This window comes from Asticcacaulis biprosthecium C19, assembly GCF_000204015.1.
Taxonomy (GTDB): Bacteria; Pseudomonadota; Alphaproteobacteria; order Caulobacterales; family Caulobacteraceae; genus Asticcacaulis; species Asticcacaulis biprosthecius.
The window spans coordinates 433,087-449,523 of record NZ_GL883077.1 but is presented as its reverse complement, the minus strand read 5'-3'; the positions used below and the strand labels follow the sequence as shown (position 1 = coordinate 449,523).

The window sequence follows — 16,437 nt, the reverse complement described above, 5'->3', positions numbered from 1 at the left end:
TTTTGTTTTGACGCGCATCTTAATCCAAAAAGTGCGTCACACTTTTTGGGATGCGCTTTAGTGTCCCGGAGGTGGACCGACCAGGATATCGCGTTTGCCGACATGATTGGCGGGGCTGACCACGCCTTCGCGTTCCATCTTTTCCATGAGCGAGGCAGCACGGTTATAGCCGATCTGCAGCTTGCGCTGAATGTAGGAGGTCGAGGCCTTGCGGTCGAAGGTCACGAAATAAACCGCCTTGTCGTACAGGTCGTCGCCCGAACCGCCGCCCTCGCCATCGGAGCCGCCATCGGAGCCGCTGTCGTCTTCGCCACCATAGGTGACGTCGTCGAGATAGTTGGGCTGCCCCTGTTCGCGCAAATATTGCGCCACGGCTTCAACCTCCTGGTCGGAGACGAAGGGGCCGTGCAGGCGGGTGATACGGCCGCCGCCAGCCATGTAGAGCATGTCGCCCTGGCCCAGGAGCTGCTCCGCGCCCTGCTCGCCCAGAATGGTGCGGCTGTCGATTTTCGAGGTTACCTGGAAAGAGATCCGGGTCGGGAAGTTGGCCTTGATGGTGCCGGTGATGACGTCGACCGACGGGCGCTGGGTGGCCATGATCAGGTGGATGCCGGCGGCGCGGGCCATCTGGGCCAGGCGTTGCACGGCGCCTTCGATGTCCTTGCCGGCGACCATCATCAGATCGGCGACCTCGTCGACCACCACGACCAGGTAAGGCATGGGCTCGGGCACCATCTCGTCGAACTCGTAGACGGGCTGACCCGTTTCGTCGAAGCCGGTCTGGACCTTGCGGACGAAGTTCTTGCCTTCGGCGGCGGTGGCGCGGGCGCGTTCGTTAAAGGAAGCGATGTTGCGCACGCCGATCTTCGACATGCGGCGGTAGCGGTCCTCCATCTCCTTGACGGTCCATTTCAGCGCGACGACGGCCTTTTTCGGATCAGTCACCACCGGGGTTAGCAGGTGCGGAATGCCATCATAGACCGACAGCTCCAGCATCTTGGGGTCGATCATGATGAACTTGCACTGTTCCGGATCCAGCCGGTAGAGGATGGACAGGATCATGGCGTTGACCCCGACCGACTTACCCGAACCGGTGGTACCGGCGATCAACAGGTGAGGCATCTTGGACAGGTCGGTAATGTAGGGCTCGCCGCCGATCGATTCACCCAGGGCCATGGGCAGGATATGCGTGGCGCGCTCGAACTCGGCCGAAGCCAGCAGGTCACGCAGGTACACAGTCTCACGCACCTGATTGGGCAGTTCGATACCGATGGCGTTGCGGCCCTGGACCACCGAGACGCGGCAGGAACGGGCGGACATGTTACGGGCGATGTCGTCGGCCAGGGCGACGACGCGCGCGCCTTTCACGCCGGCCGCGGGGGCCAGTTCGTAGAGGGTGACGACGGGGCCGGGCCGGATCTGGTCGATCACGCCGCGAACGCCGAACTCGGACAGGACGCTTTCCAGCATGCGAGCGTTCTGGCGCAGGCTGTCTTCATCGAAGGCATTGCTGCGGGGCTTGGGCTTGGACAGGATGGACAGCTCGGGCAGGCGGAAATTGCCAGGGCGCAGGAAATCGAACGCCGGTTGTTTCTCGGCCTCGACGCGGGGCGACGGCTTCACCGCCTTGGGGGCCTCAAAGCGTATGCCCGGCGCCAGAGGAAGGTCGTCGTCTTCACCCATGTCGACGCCGAGATCGGCCTCCCGATCGACGTCCCGATCGACGTCCATGTCATCGTAGCTATCTTCCCGCTCGATCTTTGGCCGGATAACCGGCTCGGGCGCCCGGCGTTCAGACGCTTTGACACGCACCGGAGCAGGTTCCAACGAGTCGACCGTCTCGAAATCTTCGTCGTCGACGAAGGTCTCGACCTGTTTAGCCTTGGGCGTCTTGACCTTGGCGGGCCGGACGGCCTTCGCGGCGACATTAAGCGCGGCGCGGTTGACGCCCATGGCGTCCAGGCCGCGCCCGGTCAAACCGCCCAGAGTCTTGCCGATCCCAGCATAGTGGTTCAGCTTCAGCGCCAGGGTCTGGTTGAAGGCGTAGAAGGCAATGCCGGCGAAGATGAGGCTGGCCATCACCACGCCCACGGCTTGCGGGATGCGCATGAAATCGAATAGCGCCTGCAGCAGGTCGCTTATCCCGGCGCCCCAGAAGCCACCGAGGCTTTGTTGCAGCACCGGATCCGCCGAGTTCATGATCGGACCGATCGCCGCGCTGAAACCCAGCACGAACACAGTGGCCCACAGGGCATGCAGGCGCAGCTTCATGCGCGTCTGGTCGGGATCATGATGGAAGGTGCGTTGCAAACCGAACCACACCATCAGAGCCGACGCCGGCCAGGCGGCCAGCCCGATCGATTGTACCCCCAAGTCGGCTAGGACAGCGCCGAAACCACCCAGAGCATTGCGCACGGACTCATGGCTGACGGAGTTCAGGCTGGGATCGGCAGCGCTATAGGTGGCCAGGGCGACAAAGCCGGCCAGACCGGTCAGGGCAACGAAGGCACCACGCAGGCGCGCCATGATCGCTGAGCGCCATACAGCGGTCATATGCGATTCAAAGGCGTTCCATACGGTTAGGGTAAGGCTGGACATAGGTAGACGTCTCGGGGCGGTTCTGCACGGCGGGCGGGGAGGTTCTCCCCCTCAGATGCCACGAAAATGGTTAAGACCCTGTTTACCAGGGTGCGAAGCACCCTGGACCCGGAATCGCGACAGCGCTGAATTGTGGGCTTCGCTGCAGCCGCGTCAGCGAGCCGCATTGCGCTTTGACCGGCCAAGCTTATGATGGCAGCCATGGAAACCTATGACGTCATCATCGTCGGCGCCGGCATGGCCGGTTTGACCCTGGCTCTGGCTCTGGAAAAGGGTGGACTTGACGTCGCCCTGATCGAAAAGCAACCGTTTGACCAGATACTGGACGCCGGTTTTGACGGCCGGGCCTCCGCCATAGCCTATGCCTGTTTTCGCCAGTGGAAAGCTTTGGGCGTTGGCGATGAACTCGAAGCCCATGCGTGCCGCATGGATGAAATTTTCGTGACCGACGGCCACCTCCCTGGCGCGGCCAGCCCAAAACCCCTGCCCTTTTTCCTGCATTTCGCCGCCGCCGAAATTTCCGACCGCACGGGCGACGAGCCCCTGGGTTACATGGTCGAAAACCGCATCACCCGTCAGGTCCTGCACCGCGCCGTCACCGAGCGCGGCATCACTCTGAAGGTCCCTGCCGCCGTGGTCGAACACCGCGAAACCGGTTCGTTTGCCGAGATTGCGCTCGATACCGGTGAAACCTTGCGTGCGCCTTTGGTCGTGTCGGCGGAGGGACGTAAGTCCTCCCTGCGCGAAAAAGCCGGAATCGGCCATGTCAGCTGGGACTACCCGCAAAGCGCCGTGGTCTGTACGGTCAGGATGGAACGGCCGCACAACCATATCGCCTACGAACATTTCCTGCCGTCAGGACCATTCGCCATCCTGCCCCTGACCGAAAACCGCGCCTGCATCGTGTGGTCGGAAACCCACGCCAAGGCCAAGGCGCTGATGCAGGTCACGGATGGCTTTTTTTATGACCACCTGCTGGCCCGCTTCGGGGAATTCCTTGGCGACATCGAACTCATCGGACCGCGGTTCATCTATCCGCTGAGCCTGGGTCTGGCCGAAGACATGCACAAGGGCCGGCTGGCGCTTTTGGGCGACGCCGCCCATGGGATTCACCCCATTGCCGGCCAGGGTCTGAACCTGGGTCTGAAGGACGTTGCCGCCCTGGCCGAGGTGCTGATCGAAGCGGTCCGCCAGGGTGAAGACATCGGTACCGAGATCGTCCTCGAGCGCTATGCCAAATGGCGCCGCTTCGACAATGTATCGACGTCGGTGGTGATGGACGGTTTTGTCCACCTGTTTTCCAACGGCAATCCGCTGCTGCGCGCCGTACGCGATGTCGGCATGGGTCTGTTCAACCGCGTCCCGGCCTTACGAAAATTCGTCATGGAAGACGCGGGTGCCGCGACGGGGGACCTTCCCAAGCTCCTCCGCGGGGAGCTCGTTTAGATCAGTTCTTTTGCGGTTCGAACTTGCGGGCCTGGTCGACCAGCATGATGGGCACGCCCGAGCGCACCGGAAATGCCAGGCCAGCGGTCGGCGACACCAGTTCCTGAGCCGCCTTGTCATAGGTCAGGGGCCGGCGGGTGACCGGGCACACCAGGGCCTCCAGCAGGCGCGGATCGATTTCCAGGATCGGTTTGGGGGCGGCGCTGATATCGTTCATGGTCGGATCTTAAGAGAACAACATTGAGGCCAGGCGGCGGCGACCGGCCTTGGCCAGGTCCGAACCATTGCCAACAGCGGAGAAGATTTTGAACAGATACTGCCGCGCCGCCTGATTGTTCCACTCCGGATCATACTTGACGATTTCAAGAAGCTGATTGACGGCATCGACCATCTCACCTTGGGCGGCCAGGGCGCGGCCCAGGTCATACATGGCATCGAAATCACGCGGGTCGGTGGCCAGGCGGGCGCGCAGTTCACCCATATTGCTGGGCGCATCTTCCGCCAAATCCAGCGCGGCGCGCAGACCCAGAATATCGGCGTCCTTGGTATCGGCCGGTGCCATGTCGAGGAATTGCTTGGCGCGGTCGGGCTGCTGCACCTTCAGGTACAGACGGGCGACGCCGGCAATGGCCTTGGTGTTTTCAGGCTCCTGCTCCAGGATGAAGCTGTAGGCTTCCAGGGCGCTGGTGACGTCGCCGTCATCGGCCGACTGCTGGGCCAGGGCCAGGGTTTCCTCGATCGTCGGGCCCGATTCATTGATACCCAGCTTTTCGACGAAGGTGCGAACTTCGGTTTCGGATTTGGCGCCCATAAAGCCATCGACCGGCCGGCCATTCACAAAGGCGTAAACCGTCGGAATCGACTGGATGCGCAGTTGGCCGGCAATGCCCTGGTTCTTGTCGACGTCGATCTTGACAAGCTTGACCTTGCCCTTGGCTTCGGCAACCACCTTTTCGAGCGCCGGGCCCAGTTGTTTGCACGGACCGCACCATTCCGCCCAGAAGTCGACGATCACCGGAGTCTGCATCGATGTCTCGATGACGTCCTTCATGAAGTTCTGTTCGGTGCCGTCGATGATGTTGGGGTCGTTGCTGGCCATGGGTCCCTCGCTTGGGTTCTCGTGGGACCTGAGATGGCCCCGACCGTGTAAGGAGTCAAGCGGACAGTTGCGCGAAGTCCACCACCACCAGCTCCCGGCCCAACCATTCGACAAACCGGCGGAAATCGGCTTGGCTCAGGGCGGTGGTCGCCGTGTTGGTCAGCGGATGGAAGTTGACGATGTCGGCATCAAACAGTGTCTTGTCCAGGATGAACCGCACTCTGAGGTCCGGATCATTGACCAGGCCAAGCGCCGTCACCGATCCCGGCCGGACGCCCAGAGCATTGTAAAGACGCTCCTCCGAACCGAAGCTCAGCCGGCCCGACCCGATCGTCTTCGGCAAGGTCTTGAGCTGAATCTGGGTCGTTTGTTCCGCTGAGATCAGCCAGAGCTGGCCCTTGTCGTCCTTCAGGAACAGGTTCTTGGTATGGGCGCCGGGCAGGGCCGCCTTGATCTCGTCACCTTCACCAACGCGGAACACCGCTTCGTGCCACAGGGTGCTTGTTTTCAGGCCCAAATCGTCTAAGGCTTTGAGCAGTTTTTCCGGCGTGTACAGCGGTTCGGTCATGCAGCCGCCATAACGCAAAGACCAGGACAGATGCAATGGAATTAGAGTGCTTTATCATGACCACCTATCCACCCGAAATCGTGCCGGGACGGCCCGAGCGCGAGTGGATGGATGACTTTATGGGGCGCTTTCCCTACCGTTGCCTGCCTCTGGTGATGGCCAACACCACCGGCTGGGAAATCCTGTGCCCCGTCGACTTTACCGTCGTGTGGAACGGTGGTCCGGGCAAGAATGACCTGGTCATTACCTGCGACGAGAATCCTGGCTACAACATGGAGCATGTCTGCACGTCGCACTTTACCCATGGCGTGCTGACCTTCCATACCGGCTACATGTTCCGCACGCCTCCCGGCTATGCGATTTGGGCCGGTGGCGCGCCCAACTTCATCAAGGACGGCGTCCAACCCCTGACCGGTCTGGTCGAAACCGACTGGCTGCCCTTCCCGTTCACTATGAACTGGCGCATGACCCGGCCGGGTATGGTGACCTTCCGAAAGGGCGAACCCTTCTGCTTCATCCAGGTGATTGAGCACAAGAAGATGGACGACATCCAGCCGGTCATCAAGCCTCTGGAAAGCGACCCCGACCTCAAGAAACAGTTCGAGACCTGGGCACGAACGCGCGACGAGTTCAACGCGTCGCTGACGGCGCGCGATCCGGAAGCCATCAAGCAGGGCTGGCAGAAGTACTACTTCAAGGGCGAGAAGCCGACACCCAAGGGTGACATCGTTCCGCATGACGGCGATCACATGAACCGGCGCCGGCTGAAGACACCGCGGATGGCGCGCAAAAAATAGCGGGCGCCCATCCAGGCGCCCGCCATGAATTTTTAATCCCTCGAACTTACCGCTGGCCGTCGACCGGCCGGACGATACGCGATTCCAGGTTGCTCTGGATCGACCGGGCGTCATAAGCGTTGGGGTCGCCGTCAGGCTTGGGACCCTTGTGCAAAACAATCTCGGCGCGTGCCTCGTAGCGGGTATATTCCTGAGCGTCCCAGGAATTGTAGCCCATGCCCCAGCCGGTCCAGCGGCTGCGGCCGTAATAGCGCCAGGACAGGCCGCTGTAAGCACCCGGGAAGGGGTCGGTATAGACCGTGCGGCTGCGGCTGTCGGTGTCGCGGTTGACGACTTCGAACCAGTCATAGCCTTCCTGAAGGGTTAGTTCGGCGGCGCGGTACAGCAGATAGGTCTCGACCGTATCGCGCGGCGTCAGGTCGTTGCCGGCGAAGGTCAGGCGGAAACGGCCTTCCTCCAGCTTGGATTCGGTGAAACCCGGGCGATAGCTGCGCGATGACGTCAAATCGGCCGGCGCATAGGGCGTTGCCGTGGCGCAGGCCGACAACAGGGTCAGGCCAGCCAGGGCAGCGGCGGTCAGAAGGTGATTCTTGTTCATGATATGTGCTTCCCACCTGTACGGATATGCAGAGGTTAATACTCTCGGAGGAAAATAGTTAAACGTCAATGTGGTCAAATTAGGTCTTGCAGACCGTGCCACAGGATCATCACGGCAATGAGAACCAGAACAGAGCCTGCGGCAATGTCGAACGTGCGGCGATGGCGGGGTTGTTGCAGCAGATGCGACAGGGTAACCGCCAGCAGTCCGTAGCTCGTCATCGAAATCACATCCATGCCAATGGCCGTGGCGGCGAAGACCGACATCTGGGCCGGCATCGGGCGGGCGATGTCGAGAAAGGGTGGCAAGACGACAGAAAAGAACAGGAGCACCTTGGGGTTCAGCATCTGGACCATAAAGCCTTCGCGCAGGGTCCGGGTGAGCGTGCCGGGCGCGGCCGGCGCCATGAACTGCGGGTCGATGCGCTCGTTTTCGAGCTTCAGGGCGTGCCGGATGGTCGAGCCGCCCAGCCATACCAGATACAGACCTCCGACCAGGGTCATGACCGTGAATGCGACAGGCAGTGCGATCATCAGGGCCTGCAAGCCCAGGGCCGCTGCGACAAACCACACCAGAGTGGCGGAATTCACACCCAGCACACCGGCGAAGACATTGCGTTTCTTGCCCGACAAGCCGGTGCGAATGAAGAACAGGTTGGCCGGACCTGGTGAAATGGCCATCAGCGCCATGGCGGCCAGGAAGGCGGTATATTTGGCGGGATCGACCGGAGACATGCCCGCCCCATATCACGCCTATCCAGAGTTTGGCCAGATCACCTGGGATGGATCAGGACGAGTGAGGTCCGTAGAATCAAACGGTGGAACACACGGAAAGACGTGGAATTCCGGTTGCGGCACCTCCTGCGCGAAGCGCCTTCTTTTGATGGCGTTTGGAGGTATTGCGTCGGTGAGAAGAAGTCAGGAATTTCGTGTCTTCAGTACACGGCGCCGAAGGCGGCGCTTCGGTGTTTTCCGTGATCCTCTTAATTGCTGGCGGCAGTCCGGCTGGCCAAAAGTTTGCTGAATCGAAGAAGGGCAACACGGACCACACGGAGGCCGCTAAGCGGCGACACTGAAAACACGGAATTCAGGGTATGGAACCGTACGTGCAAAACTTCGTAGGCAATGGGAATGAAGGCGCTTCGCGCGGGAGCGTACGGCAACCGGAATTCCGCTTCTTTCCGCCTCTTTCCGTGTGTTCCGTCGTTTGATTCTACCGGCCTTTCCGAGCCTGCACCTTAAACGGATCAAACCTTGGTATGCGTGACGGCTTCGTAAATATGAAAGGCTTCATCCTTCAGCTCCATGCGGTCGATCCGCACAGCCTTGTCGGTAAAGTTCAGCATGTTGAAGCCGTTGGGCTGACGTCGAATGCGCAGGCTGGTGGTCGTCGAGGCATTGACGAAGATGGTGGTGTGCCCACCGGTCAGCCGGTTTTCGACATAGGCATGGTGCTGGTGGCCGGCCAGCACGATGTCAACCCGTACGTCATCCAGGCATTTGAGCAGGCGGTTGCGGTTGAACAGAGACACCTGAAGCGGCATTTCGCGCGCATTCATCACCGGATGGTGCATCACAAACACCCGCCACGGCGCGGTTGCATCGGCGTAGGAGCGTTGAATGTCGCGGCATTGCCGTTGGCTGACAGAACCATTGGCCCAGTTCCAGTGCGCCAGAACCCGGCGCGCGGTATTGATGCCTTTGAGGTGAACCAGATCGGTCTTCAATTCCGGTTCCAAGTCTTCGGCGATGAACCGTTTATAGCGACCCCACGGATCGTAGAACCGCTCCATGTCCATGCCGGGCAGGTCGTGATTGCCGGGAATGCAAAAGACCGGCATAGGCAGGAGATCGAAAAAGGCTCTCGCCTCTTCGAACTCGGAACAGGTGGCGTCTTGGGTGATATCGCCGCTGACCACCACGAGGTCGGGCTTGTCCGCCTGGAAATGGCGGATAAGGACTTCGGACACAGGCCGCGACAGCGAACCAAAGTGCAGGTCGGAAATATGGGCGATCTTCACGAGGTCGGCTCCGGGACGGCGGCATAGCGGGCCATGTCAGTGGCGTGATTGAAGGCAATGTTCAAGCCACCCGCGATGATCAGCGCCCCGCCAGCCACGAGCAGCAGCCTGACGGGATCGAGCTTTCCTGCTGGCCGCCACATATAGAACAGCGCCAGCAGGGCCAGCCAGGCTGAGCCGAAAGCCAGTCCGCCGGCGACATCCGAAAACCAGTGGGCACCGAGATAGAGCCGGGAGATGGCAACGGCGCCAACCAGACCGACGCAAACCACGACGATGGGAATCCGCCATTTGAACGGAACTTCGCGCGCCAGAATGATCAGGAGAAAACCGTAGAGGACGGCATTGGTCGTGCTGTGGCCGCTGGGGAAGGAAAAGACGCTGACGCCGTCATAATTGAGGTCGCCGGGTCGCGCGCGCTGCATGGCCAGCTTGATGGCGGAATTGATCAAAGAGCCCCCGCCGATGGCGATCAGCCAAAAGGTCAGGACGCGCCACAGTCTTTGGTGGATCAGCCAGACGGCGACGGCCGCAGCGACGGCGACGACGACCCAGGTATCGCCTAACTCCGTGATCGCGACCATCACTGCGTCCAGAGCCGGTGTGCGCAGGCTTTGCAGGCCGCGGAAGGTGGCGGTATCGATGGCCAGGAAGGGGTCGCCTTCCCAGAAGACTTCTTCCATGACCTCGAAGAACAGGCCGGCCATGACGATCAGGATGAGGCCGAAGAAGGCAAGGGCCCGCCACTCCTGTTTCAGGGGTTCCGGCAGGCGTTTCAGGAGGTAGGCCTTCATGCAGGTACCGAAGGTAGGGCCGGCACCAGCAGCTTGATGGATTTCGGCTTGAGGGTGAACTCGAGCGGCGTGAGCATTTCTTCAACCTCGCCATCGATCGAGACCAGGTCCTTGCGATGCTTACTCCAAAGCGTGATGTGGCGTCCGGTCAGTTCCTCAAGGTCGGGATCCTCTTTCCAGTTACCGATCAGCAATCGTGTGAGAAAACGCAGATGGGCCAGCCGGGTTTTGGTGGTCTGGATATAGGCGGCCAGGCGCCCTCCGGTCAGGGTGGCGCGCTTGAAATTACTTTCGGTAAGCTTGGTGGTCGTCTTGAAGCGGTTGTTGGAGATGACGACGGCCGGCGTGCGGAATTTACGCATCTTGCCATCAATCTGAAGGACGACCCGCTCCTGCTTGTGGCGATCGAGGCTTTCGAAGACGAACCAGAACATCCGCGGCATCAGCAGCAGGCTGCCCTGCTCGCGGTTCTGTTCACGAAAGACGGAGGCCTCGGGCATGGTGCCGACGGACGCACAGCACAGGAACAGCTCGCCATTGACATAGCCGGCGTCGACATCCTCTTCGCGGACGCCGGCGGCATAGGCCGACAGCGCGGCCTGAAGCGTTGTGATGTCGAGATCCTGGGCCAGCAGGTTCATGGTGCCAAACGGCAGGACGCCGAACGGCTTTTTGTTGTGGGTCGACAGGTATTTAGCGGTTTCGCGAATGGTGCCGTCGCCGCCGCCGATGAGCAGAGGCGCTTCGGCTTTGCTCAGCCGTTCGAGATGGGTCTGCATGTCCTCGGGTTCGCTGAAGCACAGTTCGGCGACCGGGAGGCTGCTGGTTTCGATGGCGCTCTCAATCGCGGCCTGGCCCATATTGAGGACCGTGCCCGATTTGGCATTGATGAGGATATTGAAGGGAGTTTCCGCCGGCATGCGGTGATGATGTGCCGGGGGCAGTGCAAAAAAACAATGGGGTTTGGGGGTGAGGAGCGCCGGTTTGCCTTAGGGAAACCGGATGAAATCGACCCGGTGGGTCGATTTCCGCGACGAACGCCCGGAGCCTGCGGAGGGCCGGCCGCGACCCCACAAATCTTCTAAATATCTTCCTGCTGACTGCCCCATAGGGGCCGAACAGCAGAATGATATTAAAACCAAGAAACGTTCTTTGGCCCCAAACCCCAAGTGTTTATCCGCGCTGGTCGCGCTTCGCCGCCACGCGCAGGCGCAGCGCATTCAGCTTGATGAAGCCGGCGGCATCGCGATGGTCATAGGCCACCTTGCCTTCTTCGAAGGTCACCAGGTCCTGATCATACAGAGAATAGGGGCTTTCTCGGCCGGTAATCGTCACATTGCCCTTGTACAGCTTCACCGTCACGCGGCCGGTGACCTTTTCCTGCGACCAGTCGATCGCCGCCTGCAGCATGTTGCGCTCCGGCGAGAACCAGAAACCGTTATAGATGAGCGAGGCATATTTCGGCATCAGCTCGTCCTTCAGGTGCATGGCGCCGCGGTCCAGGGTGATCGACTCGATCCCGCGGTGGGCCGCCAGAAGGATGGTGCCGCCCGGCGTCTCGTAGACACCGCGCGATTTCATGCCGACAAAGCGGTTTTCAACCAGGTCCAGCCGGCCGACGCCATTGTCATGACCCAACTGGTTCAGCTTGGTCAGCAAGGCCGCCGGCGACAAGCCAACCCCATCGATCGCCACCGGATCACCACGTTCGAAATCCATGGTGAAGACGGTCGGTGTGTCCGGTGCGGCTTCCGGTGCAATGGTGCGCTGATAGACGAACTCCGGCGCTTCGACGGCTGGGTCTTCCAGGACCTTGCCCTCTGACGACGAGTGCAGCAAGTTGGCGTCGACGCTGAACGGGGCATCGCCACGCTTATCCTTGGCGATCGGAATCTGGTGCTGTTCGGCAAAGGCGAGCAGGGCTTCGCGCGAGGCAAAATCCCATTCACGCCACGGGGCGATAACGCGGATGTCGGGCTCCAGGCCGTAATAGCCGAGCTCGAAACGGACCTGGTCGTTGCCCTTGCCGGTGGCGCCATGACAGACGGCATCGGCGCCGACCTTGCGGGCGATGTCGATTTGGGCCTTGGCAATCAGTGGACGAGCGATGGAGGTGCCCAGCAGGTACTGGCCTTCGTAGACCGTGTTAGCGCGGAACATCGGGAAGACGTAGTCGCGGACGAACTCCTCGCGCAGGTCCTCGATGAAGATGTTTTCCGGCTTGATGCCCAGCAGTTCGGCCTTCCTGCGGGCAGGTTCCAGCTCTTCGCCCTGGCCCAGATCGGCGGTGAAGGTCACGACTTCGGCCTGGTACTCCGTCTGCAGCCACTTCAGGATGATCGAGGTGTCGAGACCGCCGGAATAGGCGAGGACGACTTTCTTGACGGGCTTTTCAACGGGAGCGGACATGGGCGGCGTGACCTTAGGTTAAAACGGGCACGCGCGCTTTAAGGTCTGAGGTGAGGGGATGCAAGCCGGAATATCGCAAACGGCAATATTCCGGCCACGACCCTATACCGTAACCTGTGTCCCAAGCTCGACCACGCGGCCGGGCGGAATATGGAAGAACTCGGTCGGGTTGGCGGCGTTTTTCATCAGGAAGATGAACAGCTTGTCCTGCCACAGCGGCATACCGGAATTGGCCGACGGCACGACGTTGCGTTTCCCCAGGAAGAAGCTGGTCGCCATGATGTCGAACTTCAGCCCCAGCTTGCGGCACAGACCCAGGGCCTTCGGCAGGTTCGGGCTTTCCATAAAGCCGTAGCTGAGCGTCACCTTTTTGAAGTCCTCGTTGATGACCTCAATTGTGATGCGGTCACCTTCGGCGACGCGCGGCGACTGGGTGGTCCTGACGGTCAGGATGATGTTCTTCTCGTGCAGCACCTTGTTGTGCTTGAGATTGTGCATCAGAGCGACCGGCGCGATATCGGCGTCGGACGTCAGGAAGATAGCAGTACCGGCAACCCGGTGGGGCGGCCGCTTTTTCAGCATCTCGACGAGGTCCATCAGCGCCACGCTGTCGCGGCGCGCCTTTTCAGTCAGGGTGCGCGTACCGGCGGCCCAGGTCAGCATGATCAGCACAAGGATGGCGCCGAAGACCAGCGGCAGCCAGGCACCGTCCGGCACCTTGAGCAAATTCGACGTGATGAAGACCATGTCGACCAGAGCCAGCGGCACCAGCAGCAGACAGGTCTGGCCCAGGTTCCATTTCCAGATATAGCGGCAGACAAACCAGGCCAGCAGGGTGTCAACGAACATGGCGCCGGTCACCGCGATGCCGTAGGCCGAGGCCAGGACCGAGGACCCCAGCGCGGCAGAGTCTTCAGCGAGCCGCGCCTGAGCGATCAGGCTGGCGCCCATAAGCAGGATGAGAACGCCGATCAGCAGGAAGGTATTGACCGAAGGGACGTAGATCTGGCCGGCCTGGGTTTCCGAGGTCCGGCGGATCTCGATACGCGGTAAAAGTCCCAGTTGCACGGCCTGCTGCGTCAGAGAGAAGGCGCCGGTGATCACAGCCTGGGAGGCGATGACGGTCGCGATGGTCGCCAGAATCAGGATCGGCCAGTAGGCCATCTCCGGCACCATGTTCCAGAACGGATTCTCGCCGGTCGTATTGTCGTCCAGGATCATCGCGCCCTGGCCGAGATAATTCAGCGCCAGGCACGGAAAGACCAGAATAATCCAGGACATCTGGATCGGCTTTTTGCCGAAGTGGCCCATATCGGCGTAGAGCGCCTCGGCGCCGGTGACGCACAGGAAGACGCTGCCCAGAATGATGAAGCCGGCCAGCTGTTCTTCCATCAGGAAGCGGAAACCGTACCACGGATTGATGGCGTAAAAGATACGCAGATCATCGGCCAGGTGGATGGCGCCCAAACCGCCCAGGACCAGGAACCACACAACGGTGATGGGTCCGAAGAATTTGGCGACCTTGCCCGTGCCCTTGGCCTGGACCATGAACAGGGCGATCAGGATGCCGGCGGCGATCGGTAACAGGTAGGGATCGAGTCGTCCGGCCAGACCGGGCGCGTCCTTCAGGCCTTCGACAGCCGACAGAACCGAGATGGCCGGGGTGATGATACCGTCACCATAGAACAGAGCGGCGCCGCAGATACCCAGAAAGTAGACCAGCGGCGAATAACGCCCCAGCGCCTTCTGGGCCAGCGCCATAAGGGCAAGAGTGCCGCCTTCGCCCTTGTTGTCGGCGCGCATGAAGAAGGTGACGTACTTGATCGTCACGAACAGCGTCATGGTCCACAGGACCAGTGACACCACACCGAGCACCGCGTGCTCCGGATTTACGTCCCCACGGGCGTGGTGAAGGGCTTCGCGCATGGCGTAGAGCGGCGACGTGCCGATATCGCCAAACACAACGCCAATCGAGCCCACGGCCAGGGCAAGAAACCCTTCCTTGCCGTGGCCATGGCTGGTGACCGCTTCGGTTTCGCTGGTTGTGGTGTGAAGGGTCGCGGAGGCCGCGCCGTTGGTGTCCGCCGTGCTGGCGGGTTGGGCTGAAGTCGGCGAGGAGGCCGAAGGTTCAGCAGGGGTGTCCCCAGTCATTCATACTCTCCTGAGGGCATAAAACACACACATCACCTGCGGCGGCCCTCGCTTGAACGTCGCGCTATTACGCCTATTTAAAACCACATTCAATGGGCTTTCATGCCCTTATCTTGCACTGCACCGTAAGTTTGCTGCAAAGTGCATGACAACATGGTATTTTTATTTTCATCGGCCCAAAAGCGAAGAGGGAGCTTGGGGTCTGGAAGCGGATCGAAATTCGCGTCATAGTGTGCCGACATGTCCGACAGCCAAAGATTCCCCGTCGCCGCCCATACCCTGGCCTATCTGGCCCATCGCAACGCCTATTCGCGTGAGGCAGCGGTGTCGTCGTCGGTTCTGGCTGCCTCGATTCCGACCAATCCGGTGGTGATTCGCCGCATGACGACCCAACTCGCCAAGGCCGGACTGGTCGCCACCTGTTCCGGCGTGGCGGGCGGCGCCTGGCTGCTGAAGCGGCCGGAAGACATCCGTCTCGACGAGGTGCTGCGCGCGGTCAATGGCTGTGCCCACCTGGGCAGTGCGCCCATCGGCGCCGAGGGCTGCCCGGTCAGTCAGGCCATCCCTAAGGCGGTCAACAGCGCCATGCAACTGGCCAACCAGGCCGCGTCGGAAGCCCTGGCGACGGTCACGGTGGCCGACCTGTTACGTCACGTCGGCAGTGTAACGCCGCAAGGCGAAAAGATACCGGCCTGATCTGCTTGATTTGTTGGCAATTATCGTGTTTCCCTCCGGCTAATATCGTCGTCATGAAGAATGACGATCGATATTAGCTTTTTTCAGCTCAAGCGCCGGACTGGGCGCCCCCCATGGCTCCTCGCAGAAGCTCGGGCGGCCAAGAAGCGTTCTTTGCCGCCCTTGCCAAGCGCGATGCGTAGTGTCATCGCGGCTTGGAAAACGTCGCGAGGTTTCTTTTGGCACGCCGTCTGGTTCTGATCACGGGAGCGTCTTCGGGCATAGGCCTGGCCTTTGCGCGGACCTATGCCGCCAATGGCTGGGACGTCGCCGTCACGGCGCGCCGGGCGGAACGACTGGAAAAGCTGGTCGAAGAGATCCGCCTGCGCTTCGGCGTTGAGGCCTACGGCTTGCCAGCTGACCTGTCGGACGCCTCCGCCCCCGGCGCGTTACAGGAAGGCATCCTGGCGCTGGGCCGTACAGTTGATGGCCTGGTCAACAATGCCGGCTACGGCCAGCCGGGCGGCTTTGTCGGCAATCCCTGGGAATCGCACCGCGCCTTTATGCAGGTGATGATGCTGGCGCCCATGGAATTGACCCATCGTTTCCTGCCAGGCATGATCGAGCAGAAGTTCGGCCGCGTGGTGAATGTGTCGTCTTTGGCAGGCTTCTTGCCGGCGTCACCGGGCGATACGGTCTACGGTCCGGTCAAGACCTTCCTGACGCGGTTTTCGCAAAGCCTTCACCTGGAGGTGCGCGATCACGGGGTGCATGTCTCGGCGCTGTGCCCGGGCTGGACTTACTCCGAATTTCACGACGTGATCGGGACGCGCTCGAAACTGTCGAAATCCATTCCGCAATGGTGGTGGATGGGCGCCGATGAGGTCGCCCGCGAAGGCTATCAGGCCTGCGAAGCCAACCGCGCCGCCTGCGTCCCGGGCGCGCCAAACAAGACAGTGTCGGCGCTGCTGAAAGTATTGCCGGATGACTGGGTGATGGAACTTGTCTCGGGTCAGCTCAGCAAGATTCACCGCTGAGAAATGGGTGATGCTGGCCTGCAAAGCGCTGTTTTCTGCGCTTCCGGGGCTCACGTACTAAGCTTTAGTTGTGCTAACGCTTCTCTCTTTGAGCACTGTACGCTCCGCACCGGTTCTCGAAAGCGGCCTTTTTCGGCTCAACCTGACCCATTTCAAAAGCGTCACGGCGTTTTCAGCAAATCCTCATGCCGTCCTCATGCCGCTCACCGGCGGGCATGTCAGTGTGACAGTCTCATTCTCACGGA

Annotated in this window: 15 protein-coding genes; 4 read left to right on the top strand and 11 right to left on the bottom strand. The window is 61.0% G+C overall.

What is annotated here, in order from left to right:
• Positions 1–57 precede the first annotated feature (57 nt).
• Entirely contained in the window at positions 58–2,598 is a 2,541-nt protein-coding gene (locus ABI_RS02410) for a DNA translocase FtsK (protein ID WP_006271227.1), read from the bottom strand.
• Positions 2,599–2,787: 189 nt separating this feature from the next.
• Between ABI_RS02410 and ABI_RS02405 the strand changes: the two genes are divergently transcribed.
• On the top strand, positions 2,788–4,044 hold the full coding sequence (locus ABI_RS02405; protein ID WP_006271226.1) for a UbiH/UbiF/VisC/COQ6 family ubiquinone biosynthesis hydroxylase: 1,257 nt from the start codon (positions 2,788–2,790) through the stop codon (positions 4,042–4,044).
• 1 nt (position 4,045) lies between these two features.
• Here the strand turns inward: ABI_RS02405 and ABI_RS02400 are convergent, their stop codons facing one another.
• From ABI_RS02400 to ABI_RS02390, 3 genes are read right to left on the bottom strand one after another with little or no spacing between them, the layout of a single operon-like run.
• Positions 4,046–4,252 (bottom strand): Trm112 family protein, encoded by a 207-nt coding sequence (locus ABI_RS02400; protein WP_040308859.1) that lies wholly within the window; start codon positions 4,250–4,252, stop codon positions 4,046–4,048.
• Between the two features lie 18 nt (positions 4,253–4,270).
• A complete protein-coding gene (gene trxA, locus ABI_RS02395; protein ID WP_006271224.1) occupies positions 4,271–5,143 on the bottom strand; it encodes a thioredoxin in 873 nt (290 codons plus the stop codon).
• A 55-nt stretch (positions 5,144–5,198) separates the two neighbouring features.
• Positions 5,199–5,711: a prolyl-tRNA synthetase associated domain-containing protein gene (locus ABI_RS02390; protein WP_040308858.1), complete on the bottom strand. Its 513-nt coding sequence runs from the start codon at positions 5,709–5,711 to the stop codon at positions 5,199–5,201.
• Between the two features lie 35 nt (positions 5,712–5,746).
• On the opposite strand from ABI_RS02390, the gene ABI_RS02385 reads away from it, so the two are divergent.
• Complete coding sequence (locus tag ABI_RS02385) at positions 5,747–6,508, top strand: DUF6065 family protein (RefSeq protein WP_006271222.1); 762 nt, start codon at positions 5,747–5,749, stop codon at positions 6,506–6,508.
• A 46-nt stretch (positions 6,509–6,554) separates the two neighbouring features.
• Here the strand turns inward: ABI_RS02385 and ABI_RS02380 are convergent, their stop codons facing one another.
• The 7 genes from ABI_RS02380 to ABI_RS02350 form a co-directional block, all read right to left on the bottom strand.
• Positions 6,555–7,106: a CC0125/CC1285 family lipoprotein gene (locus ABI_RS02380; protein WP_006271221.1), complete on the bottom strand. Its 552-nt coding sequence runs from the start codon at positions 7,104–7,106 to the stop codon at positions 6,555–6,557.
• Positions 7,107–7,180: 74 nt separating this feature from the next.
• Positions 7,181–7,840, bottom strand: a complete 660-nt coding sequence (locus ABI_RS02375) for a LysE family translocator (RefSeq protein WP_006271220.1) — start codon at positions 7,838–7,840, stop codon at positions 7,181–7,183.
• Positions 7,841–8,352: 512 nt separating this feature from the next.
• Complete coding sequence (locus ABI_RS02370) at positions 8,353–9,126, bottom strand: metallophosphoesterase family protein (protein ID WP_006271219.1); 774 nt, start codon at positions 9,124–9,126, stop codon at positions 8,353–8,355.
• Positions 9,123–9,920, bottom strand: coding sequence for a phosphatase PAP2 family protein (locus ABI_RS02365; protein WP_006271218.1), 798 nt, complete (start codon positions 9,918–9,920; stop codon positions 9,123–9,125). The genes ABI_RS02370 and ABI_RS02365 overlap by 4 nt, the downstream gene beginning before the upstream one ends.
• Positions 9,917–10,840 (bottom strand): diacylglycerol/lipid kinase family protein, encoded by a 924-nt coding sequence (locus tag ABI_RS02360; protein ID WP_006271217.1) that lies wholly within the window; start codon positions 10,838–10,840, stop codon positions 9,917–9,919. The genes ABI_RS02365 and ABI_RS02360 overlap by 4 nt, the downstream gene beginning before the upstream one ends.
• Positions 10,841–11,093: 253 nt before the next feature.
• Positions 11,094–12,329: an argininosuccinate synthase gene (locus tag ABI_RS02355; protein ID WP_006271216.1), complete on the bottom strand. Its 1,236-nt coding sequence runs from the start codon at positions 12,327–12,329 to the stop codon at positions 11,094–11,096.
• Between the two features lie 102 nt (positions 12,330–12,431).
• Complete coding sequence (locus tag ABI_RS02350) at positions 12,432–14,480, bottom strand: potassium transporter Kup (RefSeq protein ID WP_006271215.1); 2,049 nt, start codon at positions 14,478–14,480, stop codon at positions 12,432–12,434.
• Positions 14,481–14,720: 240 nt separating this feature from the next.
• Here ABI_RS02350 and ABI_RS02345 point away from each other — a divergent pair, with 240 nt between their 5' ends.
• Positions 14,721–15,176 (top strand): Rrf2 family transcriptional regulator, encoded by a 456-nt coding sequence (locus ABI_RS02345; RefSeq protein ID WP_006271214.1) that lies wholly within the window; start codon positions 14,721–14,723, stop codon positions 15,174–15,176.
• 218 nt (positions 15,177–15,394) lie between these two features.
• Positions 15,395–16,192, top strand: coding sequence for an SDR family NAD(P)-dependent oxidoreductase (locus ABI_RS02340; RefSeq protein WP_006271213.1), 798 nt, complete (start codon positions 15,395–15,397; stop codon positions 16,190–16,192).
• Positions 16,193–16,437 lie beyond the last annotated feature (245 nt).

Excerpts from the sequence above, each read along its gene's own strand:
- ABI_RS02410 (WP_006271227.1), bottom strand. The coding sequence starts at position 2,598 with ATGTCCAGCCTTACCCTAACCGTATGGAACGCCTTTGAATCGCATATG.
- ABI_RS02405 (WP_006271226.1), top strand. The coding sequence starts at position 2,788 with ATGATGGCAGCCATGGAAACCTATGACGTCATCATCGTCGGCGCCGGC.
- trxA (WP_006271224.1), bottom strand. The coding sequence starts at position 5,143 with ATGGCCAGCAACGACCCCAACATCATCGACGGCACCGAACAGAACTTC.
- ABI_RS02390 (WP_040308858.1), bottom strand. The coding sequence starts at position 5,711 with ATGACCGAACCGCTGTACACGCCGGAAAAACTGCTCAAAGCCTTAGAC.
- ABI_RS02385 (WP_006271222.1), top strand. The coding sequence starts at position 5,747 with ATGGAATTAGAGTGCTTTATCATGACCACCTATCCACCCGAAATCGTG.
- ABI_RS02380 (WP_006271221.1), bottom strand. The coding sequence starts at position 7,106 with ATGAACAAGAATCACCTTCTGACCGCCGCTGCCCTGGCTGGCCTGACC.
- ABI_RS02375 (WP_006271220.1), bottom strand. The coding sequence starts at position 7,840 with ATGTCTCCGGTCGATCCCGCCAAATATACCGCCTTCCTGGCCGCCATG.
- ABI_RS02365 (WP_006271218.1), bottom strand. The coding sequence starts at position 9,920 with ATGAAGGCCTACCTCCTGAAACGCCTGCCGGAACCCCTGAAACAGGAG.
- ABI_RS02360 (WP_006271217.1), bottom strand. The coding sequence starts at position 10,840 with ATGCCGGCGGAAACTCCCTTCAATATCCTCATCAATGCCAAATCGGGC.
- ABI_RS02355 (WP_006271216.1), bottom strand. The coding sequence starts at position 12,329 with ATGTCCGCTCCCGTTGAAAAGCCCGTCAAGAAAGTCGTCCTCGCCTAT.
- ABI_RS02350 (WP_006271215.1), bottom strand. The coding sequence starts at position 14,480 with ATGACTGGGGACACCCCTGCTGAACCTTCGGCCTCCTCGCCGACTTCA.
- ABI_RS02345 (WP_006271214.1), top strand. The coding sequence starts at position 14,721 with ATGTCCGACAGCCAAAGATTCCCCGTCGCCGCCCATACCCTGGCCTAT.